This window comes from Streptomyces sp. NPDC091289 (assembly GCF_044757365.1).
Classification (GTDB): domain Bacteria; phylum Actinomycetota; class Actinomycetes; order Streptomycetales; family Streptomycetaceae; genus Streptomyces.
Genome location: NZ_JBIVUT010000002.1, coordinates 112,728 through 135,291, shown reverse-complemented (window position 1 = coordinate 135,291; position 22,564 = coordinate 112,728). Strand labels below are relative to the sequence as shown.

Genomic DNA, 22,564 nt, shown 5'->3' with positions numbered 1-22,564 from the left:
TCCTCACCGCGCGGAGCGCCGTTCACCCGGCGAACCGCCCATCGGTTCGCTCAGAGCCGGGGGTCCACCGGCTCCGACTCCAGCGCCAGGACGGCGAACACCGCCTCGTGGACCCGCCACAGCGGCTCGCCCTCGGCCAGCCGGTCCAGGGCCTCCAGGCCGAGCGCGTACTCCCGGAGGGCCAGCGAGCGCTTGTGGCCGAGGAACCGGGAGCGCAGCCGCTCCAGGTTCTCCGGGCGGGTGTACTCGGGGCCGTAGATGATGCGGAGATACTCCCGGCCGCGCACCTTGATGCCCGGCTGCACCAGCCGGTCCTTGGCGTCCCGGACGAGGGCGCCGAGCGGCTTGACGACCATGCCCTCACCGCCGCGCCCGGTCATCTCCAGCCACCAGTCCACGCCCGCGCGCACCGAGTCCTCGTCCCCGGTGTCGACGAGGAGCCGGCGGGTGACCTGGAGCAGCCCGGTCGGGTCGTGCTCCACGAGCCGGTCCAGCCACGCGAGCTGCTCGTCGTGCGGGACGGCGGCCAGGGAACGGCCCTGGACGGCGAGGAACTGGAACGGGGCGAGACGCACCCCGTCCAGCCCCTCGGTGGACCAGCAGTAGCGCCGGTACGCCTCGGTGAACGCGGCCGCGTCCCGCGCGCGGGCCCGCTGGAGCCCGGCGAGGTCCGCCACCTCGATGCCCCGGGCGACCGCCTGCTCCAGGGCGGCGACGGCCGGCGGGAAGACCGCCCCGGAGGCCGCGCCGACGGCGGCGTACTGCGAGCGCAGCAGCCCGCCGGCCTTGAGCGACCACGGCATCAGTTCGGCGTCCAGGAGCACCCAGTCGGTGTCCCACTCCTCCCAGAGCCCGGCGGCGGTGAGGGCGGTACGGAGCCGGTCCAGGACCCCTTCGGTCATGGCCGGGTCGTCCAGGAAGGGGCGTCCGGTGCGGGTGTACAGCGCGCCGGTCGGGCCCGCCGTGCCGAACCGCGCGGTCGCGGCCCCGGCGTCCTTGCAGACCAGGGCGACGGCCCGGGAGCCCATGTGCTTCTCCTCGCACACGACCCGCTCGACGCCGTCGCTGCGGTACTGCGCGAAGGCCTCGGCCGGGTGCTCCAGGAAACCGTCCACCCGGGAGGTGGCGGTGGGGGCCATCGTGGGCGGGAGGTAGGCCAGGAGCTGCGGGTCGACGGCGAACCGGCTCATGACTTCGAGCGCGGCGGCGGCGTTCTCCTCGCGCACGGCGACACGGCCCAGGTGCCGGGTCTCCACGACCCGGCGGCCCTGGACGTCGGCGAGGTCCAGCGGCCGGCCCTCCCGGCCCCCGGGCGCCTCGGTGACCAGCGGCTTGACCGGCTCGTACCAGACCTTCTCGGCGGGTACGTCGACGAGTTCGCGCTCCGGCCAGCGCAGCGCGGTCATCCTCCCGCCGAAGACGGCCCCGGTGTCCAGGCAGATGGTGTTGTTGATCCAGGAGGTGCTGGGCACCGGGGTGTGGCCGTAGACCACGGTGGCGCGGCCCCGGTACTCCTCGGCCCACGGGTAGCGCACGGGCAGGCCGAACTCGTCGGTCTCGCCCGTCGTGTCCCCGTACAGCGCGTGCGAGCGGACCCGGCCGGAGGTGCGGCCGTGGTACTTCTCGGGCAGCCCGGCGTGACAGACCACCAGCTTGCCGTCGTCCAGGACGTAGTGGCTGACGAGCCCGTCGATGAACTCCCGCACCTGTCCCCGGAACTCCGGGTGCTCGGCGTCCTCGCGCTCCAGCTGCTCGACGGTCTCGGCGAGCCCGTGGGTGAGCTGGACCTTGCGGCCCGCGAGATAGCGGCCGAGCTTGTTCTCGTGGTTGCCGGGGACGCACAGGGCGTTGCCCGCCGACACCATGGACATCACGCGGCGCAGCACGCCGGGGCTGTCGGGCCCCCGGTCGACGAGGTCGCCGACGAAGACGGCGGTGCGCCCTTCGGGGTGGGCGCCGTCCACGTAACCGAGCTTGCCGAGCAGGGTGTCCAGCTCGGAGCGGCAGCCGTGGATGTCCCCGATGATGTCGAACGGGCCGGTGAGATGGCGCAGGTCGTTGTAACGGCGCTCCAGGACCACTTCGGCGCTCTCGGCCTCCTCCTCGGTGCGCAGGACATGCACCTTGCGGAAGCCCTCGCGCTCCAGGCCGCGCAGGGACCGACGCAGCTCGCGGCGGTGCCGCTGGATGACATGGCGGGGCATGCCGGCTCGGTCGGGGCGGGACGCGTTGCGCGCGGCGCAGACCTCCTCGGGAACGTCGAGGACGATGGCGATGGGCAGGACGTCGTACTTCCGGGCCAGCTGGACGAGCTGCTTGCGGCTCTCGGACTGGACGCTGGTGGCGTCGATGACGGTGAGCCGCCCGGCCTCCAGGCGCTTGCCGGCGATGTAGTGCAGCACGTCGAAGGCGTCGCGGCTGGCGCTCTGGTCGTTCTCGTCGTCGGCGACCAGACCCCGGCAGAAGTCCGAGGAGAGGACCTCGGTCGGCTTGAAGTGCTTGCGGGCGAAGGTGGACTTGCCCGATCCGCTCGCGCCGATGAGGACGACGAGGGAGAGGTCGGTCACCGGCAGGGTGCGCGCGGCGGTGGCGGCGGTGCCGGATTCTGTACCGGCGTCGCTGTGGTCGTTGTTCATGCGGCTTTCGCCTCCTTCGCCTTCTTCTCGGTCGTTCCGGTGGTCGTGGTGGCGTCGGTCCGGGTGAACACGGCCATCTGGGTCGGCGGTCCCACCTCGGGGTCGTCCGGCCCGACGGGCACGTACCGGACGGTGTATCCGTGCCGTTCGGCGACCGGTCCGGCCCAGTCCCGGAATTCGGCCCGGGTCCACTCGAAGCGGTGGTCCCGGTGCCGGACGTGCCCGGCCGGGAGGGTCTCCCAGCGCACGTTGTACTCGACGTTCGGCGTGGTCACGAGCACCGTGCCCGGTCGCGCCGCGCCGAACACCGCGTACTCCAGGGCGGGCAGCCGGGGCAGGTCCAGGTGCTCGATCACCTCGCTGAGCACGGCGGCGTCGTATCCCACGAGCCGCTTGTCCGTGTAGGTCAGCGATCCCTGCCGCAGGGTGACCCGGTCCGCCTGGCGCTCTCCCATCCGGTCCAGCTTCAGCCGCCGGGAGGCGATGGTGAGGGCGCGCATCGAGACGTCGACGCCCACGATCTCGGTGAAGCGCACGTCCTTGAGGAGCGCCTGCACCAACTGGCCCTGGCCACAGCCGAGGTCGAGCACCCTGCTCGCCCCGGCGGCGCGCAGCGCGTCGAGGATCGCGGTGCGCCGGTGTTCGGCGAGCGGGACCGGCTTCTCCTCGGTGTCGGTGCTCTCGTCCACCGCGTTGTCGACGCTTTCCACGTCGAGGTCGTCCGACTCGGCGAGCCGCACCAGCTCCAGGGCCTGGTCGGCCTGGCGGGTGAGCCCCCAGCGGTGGGACAGATAGCGCCGGGTGATCAGCGGCCGCTCGGGGTGGTCGGCGAGCCAGCCCTCCCCGGCCCGCAGCAGCTTGTCCACCTCGTCGGGCGCGACCCAGTAGTGCTTGGCGTCGTCGAGCACCGGGAGCAGGATGTAGAGCTGCCGCAGCGCGTCGGCGAGCCGCAACTCGCCCTCCAGCACCAGGCGTACGTAGCGCGAGTCGCCCCACGCGGGGAACTGCTCGTCCAGCGGTACGGCCGTGACCTCGACCCGCGTCCAGCCGAGCGGCGCGAACAGCTTGTGCACCAGCTCGGCGCCGCCCCTGGCGGGCAGGGCGGGCACCTCGATCCGCAGCGGCAACGGGCTCCCGGCCCGCTCGGGCATGGCCCGGCAGACCCCGCCGAGCGCCGACTTGAACACGGCGGCGAGCGCGACCGACAACAGCGAGGACGCCGCGTAGGGGCGGTCGTTGACGTACTGCGCGAGCGCCGCGTCGGGCGCGCCTCCCCGGCCCTTGCCCTTGCCGCGCCGCACCAGCGCCACCGGATCCACCTCCAGCAGGAGCGCGGCCGTGCAGCGCTCGACGGACGCCTCGGGGTAGAAGACGTGCGCGGAGCCGTGCGAGGTGGAGAACGTCTGCGCCTTGTCGGGATGCTTGTGCAGCAGAAATCCCAAATCCGTGGCGGGACGTTCAGGGGTGCCGGTCGTACCGATTGTCAGGAACACCTGTCCGAGTATGATCCTCGCCCCCTGCCCCCACCAGGTATTTTCGCTCCCCTGCTTCTCCTTCTCCCTTGACTAGGCCTCCAGCCGCCCGGCCAGTTCCGTGACGAGGTCCGGCCCCACCCGGCAGCAGCCTCCGACGAGCCGGGCCCCGGCCCGGGTCCAGGCCCGCACCCGCCCCGCGTCGAAGGTGGAGCGACCGGTCCACCCCCGCGCTCCGGCGTCCCAGCCCTCCCCGCTGTTCGGGTAGACCACGGCGGGCCGGCCCGTGACCGCCACCGCCTGCTCCACGGCGCCCTGTGCCTCCTCCGGCTCGCAGCAGTTGACCCCGACCGCGAGCACGGAGTCCCGCCCCGCCGCCACCGCGAACGCTTCCTCCAGCGGCTGGCCGGCCCGGGTCCGGCCGCCCGCCACGCTGTACGAGAGCCAGTACGGCAGTCCGGTCTCCTCGGCCACCCGGACCAGGGCCTCGGCCTCGTCCAGATCCGGCACCGTCTCCAGCGCCAGGGCGTCGGGTCCCGCAGCGGCCAGCGCCGCCACCCGGGGGCGGTGGAAGCGCTCCAGCTCACGGACGCTCAGCCCGTAGCGCCCCCGGTACTCGCTGCCGTCCGCGAGCATCGCCCCGTACGGACCGACCGACGCGGCGACCCAGGTCTCCCGCCCGGGGTCGGCCCGGCGCGCCGCCTCGGCGGCGCCCCGGGCCAGCTCCACGCTGCGGGCGAGCAGGGCCTCGGTCCCGGCCCGGTCGATCCCGTACCGCCCGAGCCCTGCGAACGTGGCCTGATAGCTGGCCGTGATGAGCACCCGCGCCCCGGCCCGGAGGTAGGCGAGGTGGGCGGCCTCGATCTGTTCCGGCGCGTCGGCCAGCAGCCGGGCCGACCAGAGCGCGTCGGACAGGTCGCAGCCCTGCGCCTCCAGTTGGTTGGAGAGCCCGCCGTCCAGCAGGACGGGCCCGGCGTCCAGTGCGTCGGCGAGCGTGCTGCCGGTACTCACGGCCAACTCCTCGGGTCAGGTCAGGTCAGGTCAGCTGGGACTGGATCTGCGAGGAGATCAGTTCCAGATGGTCCAGATCGTCCAGGTCGAGGACCTGGAGGTAGATCCTCGACGAGCCGATCGCCCCGTAGGCGCCGATCTTGTCGACCACCTCGGCGGGCGATCCCGCCAGCCCGTTCGCCTTGAGCTCCTCCACGTCCCGGCCGATCGCCGCCGCGCGCCGGGCGACCTCGGCGTCGTCCTTGCCCGTGCAGACGATCAGCGCGTTGGAGTACACGAGGTCGTCCGGCGAGCGCCCGTGCGCCTGCGCGGCGGCCCGGACCCGGCCGAACTGCTTCTCGCTGTCCTCCAGCGAGGCGAACGGAATGTTGAACTCGTCCGCGTACTGCGCGGCGAGCCGCGGGGTGCGCGTCGCACCGTGACCGCCGATCAGGACGGGCACCTTGGCCTGGGCGGGCTTGGGCAGCGCGGGCGAGTCGGTGAGCTGGTAGTAGGTCCCGTCATAGCTGAAGGTCTTGCCGACCTCCGTCGCCCACAGGCCGGTGACGATCGCGAGCTGCTCCTCCAGGCGGCCGAACTTCTCCTTCGGGAACGGAATGCCGTAGGCCTTGTGCTCCTCCTCGAACCAGCCGGCTCCCAGGCCCAGTTCGACCCGGCCGCCGGACATCCGGTCGACCTGGGCCACCTGGATGGCCAGCACTCCCGGAAGCCGGAACGTGCCGGCGGTCATCAGCGTGCCGAGCCGGATCCGCCGGGTCTCGCGCGCCAGTCCGGCCAGCGTGATCCAGGCGTCCGTAGGTCCGGGCAGGCCGTCGCCGGAGCCCATGCGGAGATAGTGGTCGGAGCGGTAGAAGGCGTCGAAGCCCAGGTCCTCGGCGGCCTTGGCGACGGTGAGCAAGGTGTCGTAGTCGGCCCCTTGCTGGGGCTCGGTGAAGATGCGAAGATCCATGCCTCCATCCTGCCCCTCCGGCGCGCGGTCCTCCTGGCCAGCCCGGCCGGGCCCCCCGATATCTCCACCTCTTCCCCCGGGACCCTCAGGGCCCCGCCGTCGATGACGCCGGGCCGCGTATGCCGCCGTAGGGGCCGTCGCGCTCCCTCTCCCGCTCCGCCAGCCGTCTCAGCATCCCGTGCACACGGTCCAGTGATTCGTCGGCCGCGTCCATGGCCTCGATGCACTGCCAGTACAGCCCGTCCTCCCCCGTGTCGCAGGCCACCCCGACCAGCGCGATCCCGGCCTCACCGAGCAGCAGCGCCAGCCCGGCCAGGGCCGGCCGCACATCGGCGATCCCGGACAACTGGGCCGCCCTGGCACCGCCGGAGAGCACCGTCGGGTGATCCAGGGCCGAGCATCCGGCGCCGATCTCCCCCAGCGCCCGCGCCTCGCTCCGTAATTCCATCGGGCCGTACAGCGCCAGCCTGCTGCCGACCGCCCGTGCGAGCGCCTGGGCCTGCCAGGCCTCCGCCATGACGTCCAGCGCGCCCCGGCTGCCCGCCAGGGCCCGCCGCCCCGCCTCGATAAGTCGCTCCGCTTCCATGTGTCTCCCCCGTCCGTACGAAAACCCGCTCACCTCATTCATTACCCACAGTGAGGTAGACAGCACCGTAAGGCCAGAGGAAATCGGAAATCTGTGGACACGAAGTCGACTGTGGACAACTCGATCACTCCGAAGAGTGACGATCGTGGGGTTCCGGAGCGCCCGGCAGAGGGAAGCGCTTCTCGTTCCGCTCCAACTTGGCCGCCAGCGCCGCCGTCGGGTCGATGTCCAACACGGCGCAGAACTGCAGCAGATAGGCGAGCACGTCCGCCACCTCGTCGGCGACCCGGTGGGCCGATTCGGGGTTCTCCATGATCGCCGCCGACTGTTCGGGCGTCAGCCACTGGAAGATCTCCAGCAGTTCGGAGGCCTCGACGCTGAGCGCGGCCGCCAGGTTCTTCGGGGTGTGGTACTGCCCCCAGTCCCGCGCCGCCGCGAACGCGGCCAGCCGCCGCTGGAGTTCTGCCACATCGATGTCTGTCACGGCTCCAGGTCTATCACCGGCCACCGACAGCGGAGGAGCGGGCGGCCGGGGGCGGCGGTCCGGGCCGCCCGCCGGCCTCGGCTGCCGCCCCGACTGCCGCTTCCTACGACTGGGCGAGGCCCGCGGGCGTGACTCCCTCGACCTCCATGCCGACCGGCGCGAGCAGGAAGACATTGCGGTCGACGCGGTGCATGCCGCTGCCGAGGCCGAAGACCACGCCGCTGCTGAAGTCGAGAATCCGCTTCGCCACGTCCGTTTCCGCCGCCGTCAGGTCGAGCAGGACCGGAACCTGGGCGACCAGGTACTCGGCGACCTCGCGTGCGTCCGCGAAGACCTGCACCCGCAGCACGACGAGGCGTCGTTGCTCGGCCGCGCGCTCGTCCGGGACGGTGCGGTGGTCGATCCTGGACGGCCATTCGTCCCGGCCGCGCAGCGGCACGACCTGCGCGAGCCCCTCCCACTGTTCGTCGGTGGCGTCGTATCTGTCATACCTGTCGTACCTGCTCACAGGGCCACCCCGTCGTCGAGCCGGGCGGATTCGCACCGGCTGCACTCACTGTTCATCGGGCAATCCTCTCGCCCCTCACCCGTTCGGCGTACCAACGACACGGCGAAGTCTCCGTCCGAGTCGTCGTCCGAGCCGTTTCCGGTACCGGCTGACACCGGTTCAGACCGTGATGACCTGGACCCCCGCCTCACCGAACCGGTCCTTCGCCTCCGCCGCGATGTTGGAGTCGGTGACCAGGACGTCGACCAGGCCCAGGTCGCAGACCCGGGCGAAGGCACGCTTGCCGATCTTCGACGAGTCGGCCGCCACCACCACCCGCTGGGCCCGTTCCGCGAGCAGCCGGTTGACGCTGGCCTCGCCCTCGTGGTGGACGTACGCGCCGCGTTCGATGTCGATGGCGTTCACCCCGAGGACGGCGACGTCCAGGGTGATCTCGTTCATCACGCCGACGGCGAGCGGGCCCGTCAGTTCGTACGACTGGGGCCTCGCGACGCCGCCCGTCACGACCATCTTGATCTGCGGCCGGATCGCCAGCTCGCTCGCGATGTTGAGGGCGTTGGTCACCACGGTCAGCGTCGGCTGGCCACCCGCCACCGTCGTCTCGCCCACGATGTCCTGGCGTACCGCCAGCGCCCTGGCCACTTCGGTCACGGTCGTTCCGCCGGTCAGGCCGACCACTTCGCCGACGGCGACGAGGCCCGACACCGCGCGGCCGATGGCCTGCTTCTCCGGGGCGTGACGGCCCGTCTTGTAGCGGAGCGCCAGTTCGTAGGAGACCCCGTGCGCGACCGCACCGCCCCTGGTGCGGGTCAGCAGATGCTGTTCGGCCAGCTGGTCCAGATCACGGCGGATGGTGGCGGCCGAGACGTCGAGCGCCGTCGCCGCCTCCTCGACGTCCACCCTGCCGTGCTTGCCGACCAGTTCCAGCAGCGCGTCCCACCGGGCGTCCCTGGACAAGAGCGTCTCCTCACCGTCCGGCGCGGGCACCGCGTTTCGCGGGAACGCGGTCGCCGGTGGCCGGACCGCCGCAAGCGTCGCACAGGGTCTCCCGGGAGCCCTTCCCCCACCTGCAGCTTGCTTGTTTTTGCTCGATAACTACATGTAACGTGCAGAATTCTACATGCGGGCTGCATCAGCCCCGTTCCCGTGGTCCACCTCGTTCCCGTGGAGTGCAGACGTGTCGTATGCCGAGTCCGAAACAGCCAGTCAGCCCGCATGCTGGCGGCGCGCCGCCGCCCTGGCCGACGGCCCCGAGGCCGCCGCCCTGCCCGCCGCGGGCGAGCGGATCGCGGTCGTCGGCTGCGGTACCTCCTTCTACATGGCGCAGGCCTACGCCGGACTCCGCGAGGGTTCCGGCCAGGGCGAGTCGGACGCCTTCGCCGCCTCCGAGTTCCCCTTCGGCCGCGGCTACGACCGGGTCGTCGCACTGACCCGGTCGGGCACCACGACCGAGGTGCTGGAACTGCTGAACCGGCTGCGCGGCACCTCCCGGACGGTGGCCGTCACGGCGGACCCGGAGACTCCGGTCAGGGCGGCGGCCGACGACCTCGTCGTCCTGGACTTCGCCGACGAACGGTCCGTCGTCCAGACGCGCTTCGCCACGACCGCCCTCACCCTGCTGCGGGCCCACCTCGGTCTGCATTCGGAGGACGTGGTCACGGACGCGGAGACCGCGCTCGCGGAGCCGTTGCCCGAAGGGCTGCTGCTGAGCAGCCAGTTCTCCTTCCTCGGGCGGGGGTGGACGGTCGGGCTGGCCCACGAGGCGGCGCTGAAGATGAAGGAGGCGTCGCTGTCCTGGACGGAGTCCTACCCCGCGATGGAGTACCGCCACGGGCCCATCAGCATCTCCACGGCGGGCACCGCGACCTGGATGTTCGGCGAGGCCCCCGAGGGCCTGCCGGAGCAGGTGCGCGCGACGGGCGCCCGGTGGGTGGACGACGCCCTCGACCCGCTGGCCGACCTCGTACGCGTACAGCGCCTCGCCCTCGCCCGTGCGGCCGCACGGGGGCTCGACCCCGACCTGCCGCGCCATCTGAGCCGTTCGGTGGTCCTCGACGGGGCCTGAGGGATCATGGAGACATGCACCTGACCCCGTCAGCCGCCTCGGAGCCGCAGGGGGGCATCGCCGGCTGGGCCGCCGGTCTCGTCGAGACGTTCGGCGGTCCCGGTGCGGGTGCGGCCATCGCGCTGGAGAACGTGTTCCCGCCGCTGCCCAGCGAGGTCATCCTGCCGTTGACCGGGTTCGCCGCCTCGCAGGGCGTGATCGGCATCGCCTCGGCCCTGTTCTGGACGACGCTCGGCTCGGTCGTCGGGGCGGTGGTCCTGTACGGGATCGGCGCCGTGTTCGGCCGGGAGCGGATGCACGCCTGGTGGGCGAAGCTGCCGCTGGTCAAGGCGTCCGACCTGGTGCGGACGGAGGAGTGGTTCGCCCGGCACGGCACCAAGGCGGTCCTGCTCGGCCGCATGGTGCCGGTGTTCCGGAGCCTCATCTCGGTGCCCGCGGGTGTGGAGCGCATGCCGCTGCCGGTGTTCATCGCGCTGACGACGGCGGGCAGCCTGGTGTGGAACACCGTGCTGGTGATGGCCGGGTACTGGCTCGGCGATCAGTGGGACATGGTCGGGGCGTACGTCGGCGTCGCGTCCAAGGTCGTGCTGGCGCTGGCCGCCGTCGCCGTGGCCGGTTACGTCGTGATGCGCGTCCGGGGCCGCAACCGCGAGCGGCCCTGACGGCCGGGCGCGGCCCCACCCCGATCGACGAGGCACCCCCCGGTGGGGGGTGCCTCACGACCGGCCGTTCAGGACTCCTCGAAGTAGGCGTCCAGGACGGTGTCCAGCTCGGCCGGCCAGGCCTTGAGCTCGCTGCGGCTCGCCGCCTCGACCTCGGCGTTGAACCAGCGACGGGTCGACAGGTGCACGGTCACCGTGAACCGGCGGCCGAAGCGGGCCGGGGTGGTCTCCACGGCGCCGATCTCGTCCCAGCCGAACTCGGCCTCCTGGTCGTCCAGCCGGAACCGGACGCCTTCCCGGGCCACCCGTATCGAACCGCGCCGGTCGCTGACCTCGAATACGGGGCCCTCCTCGGCGTCCTCGCTCTCGGTCGCGTCCTCCGCTTCGGCATCGCCCGCCGCCGATTCCGGTTCCTTGTCGGTCCCGGCCTCGGCTTCGGTCTCCGCGGTCGCCGCTTCGGGCGCGTCGTCGCGTTCCCGCTCCGACTCCGGAGCAGCGTCCTCCGGACCGGTCTCCGATTCCGGTTCGGGCTTCCGGGTCGCGACGGGCGCCGCCAGTCCGGGCAGGGGGATGAACGCCGGGTCGGTGCCTGCGGCGAACTCGGGCTTCTTGGTCGAATCTATGCTCTGCTCCACGGCGGGCAGTATGGTCGACGAACCTGTACGTGACCAGTCGTCATCGCCCCGGCGTGGCCCCCGACCCCCGGTCCGCAGGTGAACTCCCCTCCACGGAACCTCCGAAGCCCTGCCCGGCGACAGATAATTAAGGATAGCCTCACCTAATCAGAGGAGGACGCGTGAAGCACACGGCCCTGACGATCGACGGTGTCGCGCACGGCTTCGCCGAGTACGGCGATCCGCACGGCCGGCCCGTGGTGCTGCACCACGGGCTGCTGGGGGACGCCGGGCTGCCGGACGTCTGGGACGCCTGGGCCTGGGAGGCGGGCGTCCGGCTGATCGCACTGGACCGCCCGGGCCACGGGCTCTCCGACCCGGTCCCGATGTCCGCCGTCGCCGACTGGACGCCCCTGGTGCTGCCGGTGCTCGCGGCGCTGGAGGTGGACGCGTTCGACGTGCTGGGCGTCTCGGCGGGCGCGCCGTACGCGTACGCCCTGGCGGCGGCCCTTCCGGAGCGGGTGCGACGGGTCTGGGTCCTCAGCGGACTGCCGTACGTCGCCGACGACGCGATCCGTCACCGCTACCCCGAAGCGGCCGAGCCCGTCTGGACGTTCTACCGCGAGGCTCCCGAGGACGAGGTGGCCGCCCGGTTCGCCGGGGCGGCGGAGCGCCTGGCGGATGTGTTCGCGTCCTCCCCCTCGACGCTCGCCGCGCTGACGGGCCTGGCCGGGCACGGCTGGCGGGGGCCGGCCCGGGAGGTGCGGCTGCAGACGCGCCCGTGGGGGTTCGATCCGGCCGGGGTGGCGCAGCCCGTACGGCTGTGGCACGCGCCGGCGGACGAGGAGGTGCCGTTCCCGGCGGCGGAGGCGACCGCCGCCCTGTTCCCCTCGGCCCGGCTGACGGAGCAGCGCGCGCCGGATCACGTCCCGAGCGGACCGACCCTGCGCGAGCTGTTCGAGGAGCTGCGGGCCGTCGCCCGGTCCTGACCGCCTCAGAGCACGCCCTTGCGCCACTCCCGTACCAGCAGATAGCCGAGGTACGCGCCGCCGATGGCCATGGTGTAGATCCCGACCGGCAGGTCGTCGAAGAGCGCCAGCTGCTGGGAGCAGAGGTCCGCGAGGACCAGCAGCAGGCCGCCGGTGAGGGCGGAGAGCAGCAGGTGCGGGCCGGAGCCGCGGGTGAGGCGTCTGGCGATCTGGGGTGCGGTCAAGGCGATGAAGGCGATGGGGCCCGAGACGCTGACCGCGGCGGCCGAGAGGGCGATGGCCAGGACCACGGCGAGGGTCTTGGCCTTCTTCGGCTCGGAGCCGAGCCCCTCGGCGATGTCGTCGCCCATCTCGCCGATGTCGAGCCGCCGGGAGATCAGCGCGGCCAGCGGGGCGGTGGCGAGCAGGACCAGCCAGACGGTGGTGGCGTCGGTCCAGGAGCGGGCCGTCAGGCTGCCGTTGACGTAGGCGGTGAGAACGGAGGCCTTGTCGCGCTCCAGGGCGTAGACGACGTACTGGGTGACGGCCGCGCCCATCGCGGCGACCCCGATCCCGGCGATGACGAGCCGGGCGGGGTTGCGGAAGCCGCTGCCGGTGGAGACGTACACGAGGGCCATCGCCGCCACCGCGCCGATGAGCGCGCCGATGGGGACGGGGACCGTGTCGGGGAACATCAGGGCGCAGATCGCGGCGCCCGCGCCGGCTCCGGCGGAGAGGCCGATGACGTCGGGGCTGCCGAGCGGGTTGCGGGTGACGGACTGGAACAGCGCGCCGGAGAGGCCGAGCGCCGCGCCGACGCCGATGGCGACGGTGAGGCGGGGGCCGCGCAGCCGGTTGAAGACGAAGCGGTCCTTGCCCTCGGCGTCGCCGAGCAGCGCGGCGGGGAGGTCGGCGAGGTCGATGCCGAGGCGTCCCCAGGTCAGTGTCGTGACGGCGGCCGCGAGAAGGAGGACGAGAAGCCCGGCGCCGGCGAACACGGAGGCCCGGCGCATGGGTATCGCCAGGGTGCTGCCGACGACCAGATAGCCCCGGGGGGCCTTGCGGACGGGGGCGGTCCGGTCGGTGGCGGTGCGGTCGGTGACGGTCATGAGGTGCCCCGCATCCTGCGTACGGCGATGAGCAGCGCGGGTGCGCCGATGAAGGCGGTGACGACGCCGACCATGAGTTCGGTGGGGCGCATGACGACCCGGCCCACCACGTCCGCGAGGAGCAGGAGGGTGGGGCCCAGCAGGGCGGAGAAGAGGATCTGGACGCGGAAGTCGACGCCGACCAGGACCCGCACGACGTGCGGGACGGCGAGGCCGACGAAGGCGATCGGGCCGACGGCGGCCGTCGCGGCGGCGCTGAGCAGCGTGGCGGCGAGCAGTCCGCCGCCCCGGGTGCGCCCGGGGTGCGAGCCGAGGGCGACGGCGGTCGCGTCGCCCAGGGCCAGGGCGTTGAGGCCGGGGCCCAGCGCGAGGGCGAGCAGGAAGCCGACGGCGGCGAAGGGCAGGACGGACCAGAACACGTCGAAGTCCCGGCCGCCGAGCGCGCCGACGACCCAGTAGCGGTAGCTGTCGAAGACCTGCGGCTTGCTGAGGGTCACCGCCTGGATGAACGCCATCAGTACGGCGGTGAGCACGGCTCCGGCGAGCACCAGGCGCACCACGCTCGTCCCCGTACCGGCGGAGCCGATGACATGGACGAGGACGCCGGCGACCAGCGCTCCGGGCAGCGCCCACCACATGGTGTCGGTGGCGCCGGAGGCCCCGAGCCAGGCGGTCGCGGCGACGATGCTCGCGGAGGCCCCGGCGTTGATGCCGAGGAGGCCCGGTTCGGCCAGCGGGTTGCGCGAGACGCCCTGCATGAGGGTGCCCGCGACCGCGAGGCAGAGTCCGGCGAGGACGCCGAGGACGGTCCGGGGGTAGCGGCTCTCGACGATGACGGTGATGTTGGGGGCGGCGTTGCCGCGCAGGACGTCGATGACATCGCCGAACGAGGTGGAGCGGCTGCCGAACATGACGCTCGCGCAGAGCGCGACGGCCAGTGCGACCAGCCCGAGGAGCAGGAGGAACGCCGTCCGAGCGGCGCCGGTACGGGAGGTACCGGCGCCGCTCGGCGGTGCGACCGTGGTGGTTGCCATGGGTGTGGAGTGTGCCTGGTGGCCCTGGTCCTTCGGATACCCGGCCGGGGTTACTTGCCGGCCGTCTTGACGGCCTGGTCGATGATCGGCAGGTAGCGCTCGATCGTCCACGGCACGGTCAGCGGGTTGATGATCGAGGAGGCGGTGACGAAGGAGTTGTCGTCGCTCGCGACGACGGCGCCCTTCTTGATCGCGGGGATCGCGCCGTACAGCTTCTGGCCCTCGATCTCCTTGCGGTTCTTCTCGTCCGTGTAGAACGTGAAGATCAGGTCGCTGTCCTTGAGCTTCTCGGCGTTCTCCAGGCCGATGAGGGCCGAGTCGGTGCCGGGGGTCTCCTTGAAGCCGTTGACGACCGGGTCGACCTTCAGGCCGAGCGAGGAGACCATCTTGACGCGCTGCTCCTCGGGCTTGAAGACGCCGAGGGTGCCGGGGCCGGAGTTGTAGATGTACGAGAAGGTGACGTCCTTGTAGTTCGGCCGGGTGGCCGCGGCGTCGGCGAGCTGCTTCTCGATCTTCGTCTTGAGGCCGTTCGTGTCCTTCGTCCGGCCGAGCGCCTTGCCGATGATGTCGATCTGCTGGTCCCAGTCGGTGCTCCACGCCTGCTCCGGGTAGGCGACCGTGGGGGCGATGTCCTTGAGGACGTCGTACTGCTTCTGCGTGATGCCCGACCAGGGGGCCAGGATGACGTCCGGCTCCAGCTCGGTGATCGCCTCGAAGTCGATCTCCTCGCCGCCGGTGAACTGCTTGGGCAGCTTGTCGCCGGACTTCTTGACGGCCTCGTTGATCCACGGGAGGTAGCCGGACTTGTCGCTGCCCCAGGGGTAGCTCTCGATGCCGACCGGGGTCTGGCCGAGGGCTATCGCGGTCTCGGCGGAGCCCTGGCCGAGGGTGACGATGCGCTCGGGCTTCTCCTCGATCTTCGCGGTGCCGAGCGAGCTCTTGATCGAGACGGGGAAGGCGCCGTCGCTCTTCGCCGAGTCCTTGGCCCCGCCCTTGTCGCTGTCGCCGTCCGAGGAGCAGCCGACCAGGGCGACGGCGAGGGCGACGGTGGTGGCCGTCGCGGCGAGGGTGTGGCGGCGCACGCGGGTGAAGCCGAGCATGGAGGGTCCTCAGGTTGGCCGGGCAATGAAGGTTAGGCAAGCCTAAGCCAGAGGTCCGGGCGTACCGAACGAGCCCCCTCCCGCCCCTGCCGGAACAGGCGCCGCACACCGGGACCGCCGCCCTAGCAGAAGCCGTCACGGGGCGCACCAGGAATCGGGGATACGACACAATCGCGCAACATTTAATCTGGACATAGATGATTGACTCACAGACGAAAATTTCGTACCGTCGAGCCTCATGTTGCACTTCGATGCATCGCCACGGGGGCGAAGTGCGATCCGTGTACTGGCCCCCGGCACAACGTCGTTACTCACCGCCGGTATGACGGCACTACTTCAGGAGGAGCCCGGTTTCGAGATGCTCACGGCCCGCCGGACGGCGGCGGACCGCGTCCCTCGTCCGGCCCTTCCCGACGTGGTTCTGATCGAGGACGTCCCCACCGTCCCGGTCACCGAAGCCGTCGGCAGGGCCCTCCGCCCGTACGGCGAGACGCGCGCCACCCGTGCGCTGATCGTTATGGAGAGCACCTGCGCCCACCGCGTCTTCGGCTATCTCCGACTGGGCGTCCGCTCGTTCGTCTCGGTCGACGCCGCCCCGGACGTCCTGCTCGCCGCGCTCCGGGCCACCGCCCGCGGCGAGGCCTTCCTCACCCATGACGTGGCCCGGCGCGTCATCGAGACCGCTCTCCCCCACGGACCCGACGACGTGTCCCCGGGGGCCCCGTTCACCCACCCCTCCCCCCTGCCGCCCCGAACCGCACCGCTGACCACCCGTGAGCGGGAGATCCACCTCCTCCTCACGGAAGGGCGATCCAACGCGGAGATCGCCGAGATCTGCGGTCTGAGCAGCAAGACCGTGAAGTTCCACGTGTCGAACATCCTGCGCAAGCTCGGCATGCGCAACCGCATCCAGGCCGTCGTCCACGCCGCGCAGCTGCGCGGCCGGGGAACGGCTGCCTGACCTCCCCGCACGCCCGTACGGGACCGGCCGTCGCCGCCGGTCCCGCGCCGGGCCGTGTCCCCGGGTCCCCGAAACCCCACGGCCGGGACCCTTCCCTGTCCCACCCGCGCTTCGCACCACACGTATGGAGAGGCTCATGCCCAGACGACCCGCCGTGGCCACCGCCGCCACCGCAACCGCCCTGCTGTTCTCCCTCACCGCCTGCGGAAGCGGCGGCGGGCAGGGCGAGGGGAAGGGGGGCGAGCCGGTGCGTGGGGGCACGTTCACCTATGCCGCCGCCGTGGGCACCTCGTGCCTCGACCCGCACACCAGCCCCGGCGACATCACCGCCGTCGTCCAGCGCAACGTCTTCGACTCGCTGGTCCAGCTGGACGCCGACGGCAAGCTCCACCCCTGGCTCGCCACGTCCTGGACGGTGTCGAAGGACGCCCGCACCTACACCTTCGAGCTCCGCGACGACGTGACCTTCCACGACGGGACCGCCTTCGACGCCGCCGCCGTCAAGGCCAACCTGGAGCACATCAAGGCGCCCGCGACCAAGTCGCTCTACGCCTCCGCGCTGCTCGGGCCCTACAGCGGCAGCAAGGTGCTCGGGAAGCACCGCATCGAGATCTCCTTCTCCGAGCCCAACATCCCCTTCCTGCAGGCCGCCAGCACCCCCTACCTCGGCATCGCCTCGCCCGCCTCCCTGACGAAGTTCAAGGACCAGCTGTGCGCGGGCGGGAAGTACTCGGTGGGCACCGGCCCGTTCCGCTCGGTGCGGTACGTCAAGAACGACCGGGTCGAGTTCGCCCGCAACGCCGACTACGCCTGGTCCCCCGAAGGCGCGAAGCACCAGGGCCCGCCGCTCCTGGACAAGCTCGTCGTCCGCTTCCTGCCGGAGGACTCCGTCCGCTCCGGAGCCCTGACCAGCGGCCAGGTCGACGCGGCGGCCCTGCCGGTCACCTCCGCCCAGGCGATCCAGCGCGACAGCTCGCTGCGGCTGACCAAGCGCCGGTCGCCCGGGGCCTCGTACTCCCTCTACCTCAACACCGACCGGGGGCCGCTGCGCGACGAGCGCGTACGCCGGGCCTTCCAGCAGTCCGTCGACGTCAGCGCCCTGATCAAGAGCATCTACCAGGGCGAGTACGAGCGCGCCTGGAGCCCGCTCGGCCCCACCACCCCCGCCGCCTACGACGACGCCATCGAGGGCGCGATCAGCCACGACCCGGCCGGCGCGGCGAAGCTCCTGGACGAGGCCGGCTGGAGCGGCAAGGACGCCCAGGGCTACCGCGTCAAGGACGGCGAACGCCTGTCCCTGCACTGGCCGTTCATCGGCTCGCTCGTCCGCGACCAGCGCGATGTGCTCGGCGAGGCGGTGCAGGCCGAGCTGAAGAAGAACGGCATCGACCTGGTCCGCGACCCGGTGGAGACCGGCGGCTACTTCGAGCGGTACGGCAAGGGCGACTACGACGTGTGGGACAACGCCTGGGTCCGCGCCGACCCGGCGATCCTGGCCGGCTTCTACCTCTCCACCAATCTGCCGTCGGCCGGCGGCCAGAACGTCTCGCGCACCCGGGACAAGCAGGTCGACGCCTGGCTGCGGGCCGGTGCGGCCGAGTCCCGGCCCGCCGAGCGGGAGAAGTCGTACGCCAAGGTGGAGCGCTGGGCCGTCGACCACGCCACCGTGCTCCCGCTGTACGTGCCGGTGACCACCATCGGCGTCTCCCGCACGGCCGAAGGACTGACCTTCGACGCCAACGCCTGGCCGCAGTTCGCCGGGGTCCGGAAGACCACGAGGTGAGCCGGCGCCTCCCACCGGCGGGCCGCTGGCTGCTGCACCGGGCCGTCGGGGCCGCGCTGGTGCTGTGGGGCGCGGCGAGCCTGACCTTCCTGGTGCTCCACCTCGTCCCCGGCGACCCGGTGACCACGCTGCTGGGGGCCTCGGCCACCGACTCGGCGGCGCTGCGCGAGGAGATCCTGCGCGAGTACCGCCTGGACGACCCGCTGGCCGTGCAGTACGTCGCGTTCCTGGGGCGGCTGGCCACCGGCGACCTGGGCAGCTCCTACCAGCAGCAGCAGCCCGTCTCGCTGATCATCGGCGAACAGATCGGCGACACCGCCCAGTTGTCGCTGAGCGCGCTCGTCCTGCTGGTGGTGGGAGCGCTGGTCCTGGCCGCCACCACGGCGGGGCGGCGCCGCCGGGTGCGGGGGGCGGTGTCGGGGGCGGAGCTGGTGGCCGTCTCCACCCCCGCCTTCTGGCTCGGCATCGTGCTGCTGACCCTGTTCTCGTTCCGGCTGAACCTCTTCCCGGTGGCCGGTGCGGGCGACTGGCGGTCCCTGGTGCTGCCCGTCGTGACGCTGGCGGTGCCCTTCGGGTCGCTGCTCGCGCAGGTGCTCCGGGAGGGCATGGAGGCCGCACTGCACCAGCCGTTCGCGCTCACCGCCCGCTCCCGGGGGCTGAGCGGCACCGCCCTGCGGCTGCGACACGCCCTGCGGCACGCCGCCGTGCCCGCCGTGACGCTCAGCGGGTGGCTGGCGGGCGGGCTGCTGGGCGGAACGGTGCTGGTGGAGACCGTCTTCGCCCGCCCGGGGCTCGGCCGGGTGGCGCTGGACGCCATCTCCAACCGGGACATCCCCGTGGTCGTGGGGCTCGTCCTGCTGTCCGCCGTCGTCTATCTCGTCGTCAACGCGCTGGCGGATCTGCTGTGCCTGTGGGCCGATCCCCGGCTCAGGAGCCCCGCATGACCTCACCTCCCACCGAAGCGGCCGTCGCCCGGCTCTCCTTCGGACCGCTGCGCGAGCGGCTGGCGACGTTCCGGCCCGGCCTGCTGCTGTCCGTGGCCGTCCTGGTCGTCGCGGCGCTCGCCTGTGCCGGCCCCGGTCTGCTGGCCTCGGCCTCCCCGACGGACGCCGACCCGGTGGCGGCCCTGCTGCCGCCCGGCGGCGACCACTGGTTCGGTACGGACCAGCTCGGCCGCGATGTGTACGCCCGGGTGGTCCACGGGGCCCGCCACTCGCTGCTGCTCGGGGTCGGCGCCACCGCGCTCGGGGTGCTGGCGGGCCTGCTGATCGGGCTGCCGGCGGCGCTGCTCGGCCGGTTCGCGGACCAGGTGGCGATGCGCGGCATGGATGTGATGCTGGCGCTGCCCGAACTGCTGCTGGCCCTGCTGGTGATCGCCGTCGTGGGCCCCAGCTCGGTCAACGCGGCGCTCGCCATCGCGGTCTCCTCCGTACCGGGGTACGCCCGTCTCGTCCGGGGCCAGGCCCAGGTGGTGCGCCGGGCCGAGTACATCCGCTCGGCGATCGGGCTCGGGCTGCGCCGCCGGACCGTGGTGCTGCGCCATGTGGTGCCCAACACGCTCGGCCCGCTGGTCGTGCCCGCGACGCTCGGGGTCGGCACGGCGATCATCGCCGGATCGGCGCTCAGCTTCCTCGGCCTCGGCCCGAAGGCCCCCACCCCGGAGTGGGGGGCGATGCTCGCCCAGGGCCGGGACGCGCTCCAGAGCGCCTGGTGGATCGCGGTGTTCCCGGGGGCGGCGATCACCCTGTCGGTGGTGGCGGTCACCGTCGTCGGACGGCAGTTGCACATCGGACTCGAAGGCAGGCCCGGCAGATGACCGTATCCACGACGAAGTCCGCGCCGGACGCGCCGGATCCGGCGAACGCGGCGGACGTGCCCGACGCGGCGAGCGGTCCCGATCCGTCCGCCGCGGCCCTCGCCGTCCGCTCGCTCACCGTCTCCTTCGGCCACGGCCGCCGCCGTCGCACCGTCGTCCACGACGTCTCGCTCACCCTCGCCCCCGGCGAATGCCTGGCGCTCGTCGGCGAGTCGGGCTCCGGCAAGAGCGTCACCGCCCGGTCCCTCATCGGTCTCGCCGGACCCGAGTCCTCGGTCCACGCCGAAAGCCTGTGGGTGGACGGCCGGGACGCGACCGGCTTCCGGGAGCGCGACTGGCGGACCGTGCGCGGCCGGACCGTGGGGCTCGTCTCGCAGGACGCGCTCGGGGCCCTCGACCCGTTGCGCCGGATCGGCGCGGAGGTCGCCGAACCGCTTCTCGTCCACTCCCTGGCCACCCGCGCCGAGGTCCCGGGCCGGGTGACCGGCCTGCTCGCGGCCGCCGGGGTGCCGGAGCCGGAGGTGCGGGCCCGGCAGTATCCGCACCAGCTCTCCGGCGGGCTGCGGCAGCGGGCCCTGATCGCCTCGGCGACGGCGGCCGGACCCCGGATCATCGTCGCGGACGAGCCGACGACCGCCCTGGACGTCACGGTCCAGGCCCGGGTCCTGGAACTCCTCCGGGAACTCAAGGAGTCCGGCACCGCGCTGCTGCTCATCAGCCACGACCTGGCGGTGGTGGCGCAGCTCGCGGACCGGATCGCGGTGATGACGGACGGGCGCGTGGTGGAGTCCGGCCCGGCGGGCGACGTACTGGGCTCGCCCGTCCACCCGTACACCCGGACGCTGATCGCCTCGGTGCCCGGCCGCGGGGCCGCGGCGCCCGCACCCCGGGCCCCAGCGAGCGAAAGCGACGGGCGGCCGCTGCTGTCGGGGGCGGGCCTGGTCAAGCGGTACGGCTCCCCCGGCGGCGGGACGCGCACCGCCGTCTCCCGCGTCGACTTCGCGGTGGCCCCCGGCGAGACGCTGGGAGTGGTGGGCGAGTCCGGGTCGGGCAAGAGCACCCTGGCCGCGATGGCGATGGGGCTGCTCGCCCCCGACGAGGGCGAGGTGCTGCTCGACGGCGGGCCGTGGAGCGCGCTGGACGAGCGGCGCAGACGCCCGCTGCGCCGAGGGATCCAGCTGGTCCACCAGGACCCGATGGGCTCGTTCGACCCGCGGTTCACCGTACGGCGCATCCTGGACGAGGCCCTGTCGGTGGCCGGTCCCGCGCGGGCGGCGCACCGGCGGGAGCGGGCCGCCGAGCTGCTGGACCAGGTCGGTCTCGACCCGGGCCTGCTGGAGCGCCGGCCCGCCCGGCTGTCGGGGGGCCAGCGGCAGCGGGTGGCCATCGCCCGCGCCCTGGCGACCTCGCCCCGGCTGCTGGTCTGCGACGAACCGGTCTCGGCCCTCGACGTCACGGTGCAGGCGCAGGTCCTGGACCTGCTGGCCCGGCTGCGGGAGGCGTACGGGCTGGCCATGCTGTTCATCTCGCACGACCTGGCGGTGGTGCAGCAGGTCAGCGACCGGGTGCTGGTGATGCACGACGGCGTGGTCGTCGAGCAGGGGCCGGTCGCCGAGGTGCTGGGCGCGCCGGCCCACCCGTACACCCGGACGCTGCTCGCCTCGGTGCCGCGCCTGCCGGGCCACGCCCCCTGAACCCTCCCGTACGCATCTGCCCCCCTCTCTCCCAATGGACGGAGCTCCATGCCCCCGCTCGACCTCACCGCCGACGAAGTGCTGACCACCACCCGGGCCGTGCGCAAACGGCTCGATCTGGACCGGCCGGTGGAACGCGAGCTGATCGAGGAGTGCCTCGAACTCGCCACCCAGGCCCCGACCGGCCGCAACCGGCAGCGCTGGGACTTCGTCCTGGTCACCGACCCCGTCAAGCGCGCCGCGCTGGCGAACCTGTACCGGCTGGGGCTCGCCCGGCCGCGTCAGCAGGTCGTCCGGGACGGGGTGAACCGGGGCGACCTGGTGCGCGGGCAGCGGATCGCGGACAGCGCGCAGTACCTCTACGACCATCTGCACGAGGTGCCGGTGCTGCTGGTGCCGTGCATCCGGGTCCAGGGCCGGCACGAGAACGGTTCGCACGTCGGGCAGGCCAACACCTGGGGGTCGATCCTCCCGGCCGTCTGGCAGTTCATGCTGGCCGCCCGCTCCCGGGGGCTCGGCACCGCCTGGACCACCCCGCACCTGCACTACGAGAAGGAGGCCGCCGAGCTGCTGGGCATCCCGTACGAGACGGTGCTCCAGACGGCGCTGATCCCGCTCGCGCACACCATCGGCACGGACTTCCGGCCCGGCCCCCGGGTCGAGGCCAAGGAGATCGCGCACTGGGACGCCTGGTAGCCGCCTGGTAGCCGTCCGGTCGCTGTTCGTGGGCAACCGCGCCGTCCCCGGGCGCGGTTGCCCTTGGTTCGATGATGTGCGAACCTACGAAGACCAGCGAGAGGAGAGGGTTTCGTGCGTGCCCTCAGCCATCCGGCCCGGTCCGACATCGAGCTCACCGCGGTCTTCCACGCGTTGAGCGATCCCACGCGGCTCGCCATCGTGCGCGGCCTGGTCGGCGTCGACGAGCAGTCCTGCGGGGCCCTGGACATCCCGCTCTCCAAGTCGACGCTCTCGCACCACCTCAAGGTGCTGCGCGACGCGGGCGTGACCCACACCCGCATCGAGGGCACCCACCGCTATATGTCGCTGCGCCGCGAGGACCTCGACGCCCGGTTCCCCGGACTGCTCGACATCACCCTCGAGGCCGCCTGACG

The 22,564-nt window shown here is 72.6% G+C and carries 22 protein-coding genes; 10 read left to right on the top strand and 12 right to left on the bottom strand.

Going from position 1 to position 22,564, the window contains the following annotated elements; all coding sequences use genetic code 11:
- Positions 1–50: 50 nt before the first annotated feature.
- The 8 genes from ACIQPT_RS02730 to ACIQPT_RS02695 all read right to left on the bottom strand — a co-directional run bounded on the left by ACIQPT_RS02730 (position 51) and on the right by ACIQPT_RS02695 (position 8,603).
- Positions 51–2,636, bottom strand: coding sequence for a polynucleotide kinase-phosphatase (locus ACIQPT_RS02730; protein WP_401151911.1), 2,586 nt, complete (start codon positions 2,634–2,636; stop codon positions 51–53).
- Positions 2,633–4,129 (bottom strand): 3' terminal RNA ribose 2'-O-methyltransferase Hen1, encoded by a 1,497-nt coding sequence (locus tag ACIQPT_RS02725; protein ID WP_401151908.1) that lies wholly within the window; start codon positions 4,127–4,129, stop codon positions 2,633–2,635. Before ACIQPT_RS02725 ends, ACIQPT_RS02730 begins: the two co-directional genes overlap by 4 nt.
- Positions 4,130–4,201: 72 nt before the next feature.
- Positions 4,202–5,119 carry a homocysteine S-methyltransferase gene (mmuM, locus tag ACIQPT_RS02720; protein ID WP_401151905.1) on the bottom strand — a complete coding sequence of 306 codons (918 nt, stop codon included), beginning with the start codon at positions 5,117–5,119 and terminating at the stop codon, positions 4,202–4,204.
- Positions 5,120–5,144: 25 nt separating this feature from the next.
- Positions 5,145–6,068 (bottom strand): LLM class F420-dependent oxidoreductase, encoded by a 924-nt coding sequence (locus ACIQPT_RS02715; protein ID WP_401151902.1) that lies wholly within the window; start codon positions 6,066–6,068, stop codon positions 5,145–5,147.
- Positions 6,069–6,153: 85 nt separating this feature from the next.
- Positions 6,154–6,654: a DUF6099 family protein gene (locus ACIQPT_RS02710; RefSeq protein WP_401151900.1), complete on the bottom strand. Its 501-nt coding sequence runs from the start codon at positions 6,652–6,654 to the stop codon at positions 6,154–6,156.
- A 124-nt stretch (positions 6,655–6,778) separates the two neighbouring features.
- On the bottom strand, positions 6,779–7,138 hold the full coding sequence (locus ACIQPT_RS02705) for a nucleotide pyrophosphohydrolase (protein ID WP_401151897.1): 360 nt from the start codon (positions 7,136–7,138) through the stop codon (positions 6,779–6,781).
- A gap of 103 nt (positions 7,139–7,241) precedes the next feature.
- Positions 7,242–7,646 carry a cell division protein SepF gene (locus tag ACIQPT_RS02700; protein ID WP_006128240.1) on the bottom strand — a complete coding sequence of 135 codons (405 nt, stop codon included), beginning with the start codon at positions 7,644–7,646 and terminating at the stop codon, positions 7,242–7,244.
- 159 nt (positions 7,647–7,805) lie between these two features.
- The gene (locus ACIQPT_RS02695) at positions 7,806–8,603 is read right to left on the bottom strand and encodes a DeoR/GlpR family DNA-binding transcription regulator (protein WP_401151894.1); all 798 of its coding nucleotides are present in this window, start codon (positions 8,601–8,603) and stop codon (positions 7,806–7,808) included.
- Between the two features lie 220 nt (positions 8,604–8,823).
- Between ACIQPT_RS02695 and ACIQPT_RS02690 the strand changes: the two genes are divergently transcribed.
- Complete coding sequence (locus ACIQPT_RS02690; protein WP_401151892.1) at positions 8,824–9,711, top strand: SIS domain-containing protein; 888 nt, start codon at positions 8,824–8,826, stop codon at positions 9,709–9,711.
- 14 nt (positions 9,712–9,725) lie between these two features.
- Entirely contained in the window at positions 9,726–10,373 is a 648-nt protein-coding gene (locus ACIQPT_RS02685; protein WP_401151889.1) for a DedA family protein, read from the top strand.
- A gap of 68 nt (positions 10,374–10,441) precedes the next feature.
- Here ACIQPT_RS02685 and ACIQPT_RS02680 read toward each other — a convergent pair whose 3' ends face one another.
- Entirely contained in the window at positions 10,442–11,008 is a 567-nt protein-coding gene (locus ACIQPT_RS02680; protein ID WP_401151887.1) for a hypothetical protein, read from the bottom strand.
- A 161-nt stretch (positions 11,009–11,169) separates the two neighbouring features.
- Between ACIQPT_RS02680 and ACIQPT_RS02675 the strand changes: the two genes are divergently transcribed.
- A complete protein-coding gene (locus ACIQPT_RS02675) occupies positions 11,170–11,976 on the top strand; it encodes an alpha/beta fold hydrolase (RefSeq protein WP_401151885.1) in 807 nt (268 codons plus the stop codon).
- Between the two features lie 5 nt (positions 11,977–11,981).
- Here ACIQPT_RS02675 and ACIQPT_RS02670 read toward each other — a convergent pair whose 3' ends face one another.
- The 3 genes from ACIQPT_RS02670 to ACIQPT_RS02660 are packed head-to-tail and all read right to left on the bottom strand — an operon-like array spanning position 11,982 to position 15,198.
- Complete coding sequence (locus ACIQPT_RS02670) at positions 11,982–13,064, bottom strand: FecCD family ABC transporter permease (RefSeq protein WP_401151882.1); 1,083 nt, start codon at positions 13,062–13,064, stop codon at positions 11,982–11,984.
- Positions 13,061–14,098 carry a FecCD family ABC transporter permease gene (locus ACIQPT_RS02665; protein ID WP_401151879.1) on the bottom strand — a complete coding sequence of 346 codons (1,038 nt, stop codon included), beginning with the start codon at positions 14,096–14,098 and terminating at the stop codon, positions 13,061–13,063. The genes ACIQPT_RS02670 and ACIQPT_RS02665 overlap by 4 nt, the downstream gene beginning before the upstream one ends.
- 50 nt (positions 14,099–14,148) lie before the next feature.
- Positions 14,149–15,198 (bottom strand): iron-siderophore ABC transporter substrate-binding protein, encoded by a 1,050-nt coding sequence (locus tag ACIQPT_RS02660; RefSeq protein WP_401151877.1) that lies wholly within the window; start codon positions 15,196–15,198, stop codon positions 14,149–14,151.
- A gap of 322 nt (positions 15,199–15,520) precedes the next feature.
- Between ACIQPT_RS02660 and ACIQPT_RS02655 the strand changes: the two genes are divergently transcribed.
- The 7 genes from ACIQPT_RS02655 to ACIQPT_RS02625 all read left to right on the top strand — a co-directional run bounded on the left by ACIQPT_RS02655 (position 15,521) and on the right by ACIQPT_RS02625 (position 22,562).
- A complete protein-coding gene (locus ACIQPT_RS02655; RefSeq protein WP_401151874.1) occupies positions 15,521–16,159 on the top strand; it encodes a LuxR C-terminal-related transcriptional regulator in 639 nt (212 codons plus the stop codon).
- Positions 16,160–16,295: 136 nt separating this feature from the next.
- A complete protein-coding gene (locus tag ACIQPT_RS02650) occupies positions 16,296–17,942 on the top strand; it encodes an ABC transporter substrate-binding protein (protein WP_401151873.1) in 1,647 nt (548 codons plus the stop codon).
- Positions 17,939–18,886, top strand: a complete 948-nt coding sequence (locus ACIQPT_RS02645; protein ID WP_401151871.1) for an ABC transporter permease — start codon at positions 17,939–17,941, stop codon at positions 18,884–18,886. The genes ACIQPT_RS02650 and ACIQPT_RS02645 overlap by 4 nt, the downstream gene beginning before the upstream one ends.
- Positions 18,883–19,758 carry an ABC transporter permease gene (locus ACIQPT_RS02640; protein WP_401151868.1) on the top strand — a complete coding sequence of 292 codons (876 nt, stop codon included), beginning with the start codon at positions 18,883–18,885 and terminating at the stop codon, positions 19,756–19,758. Before ACIQPT_RS02645 ends, ACIQPT_RS02640 begins: the two co-directional genes overlap by 4 nt.
- Positions 19,755–21,452: a dipeptide ABC transporter ATP-binding protein gene (locus tag ACIQPT_RS02635; RefSeq protein WP_401151866.1), complete on the top strand. Its 1,698-nt coding sequence runs from the start codon at positions 19,755–19,757 to the stop codon at positions 21,450–21,452. The genes ACIQPT_RS02640 and ACIQPT_RS02635 overlap by 4 nt, the downstream gene beginning before the upstream one ends.
- Before the next feature lie 48 nt (positions 21,453–21,500).
- Positions 21,501–22,148 carry a nitroreductase family protein gene (locus tag ACIQPT_RS02630; RefSeq protein ID WP_401151863.1) on the top strand — a complete coding sequence of 216 codons (648 nt, stop codon included), beginning with the start codon at positions 21,501–21,503 and terminating at the stop codon, positions 22,146–22,148.
- A gap of 114 nt (positions 22,149–22,262) precedes the next feature.
- Positions 22,263–22,562 (top strand): ArsR/SmtB family transcription factor, encoded by a 300-nt coding sequence (locus ACIQPT_RS02625; RefSeq protein WP_401151861.1) that lies wholly within the window; start codon positions 22,263–22,265, stop codon positions 22,560–22,562.
- Positions 22,563–22,564: the final 2 nt, after the last annotated feature.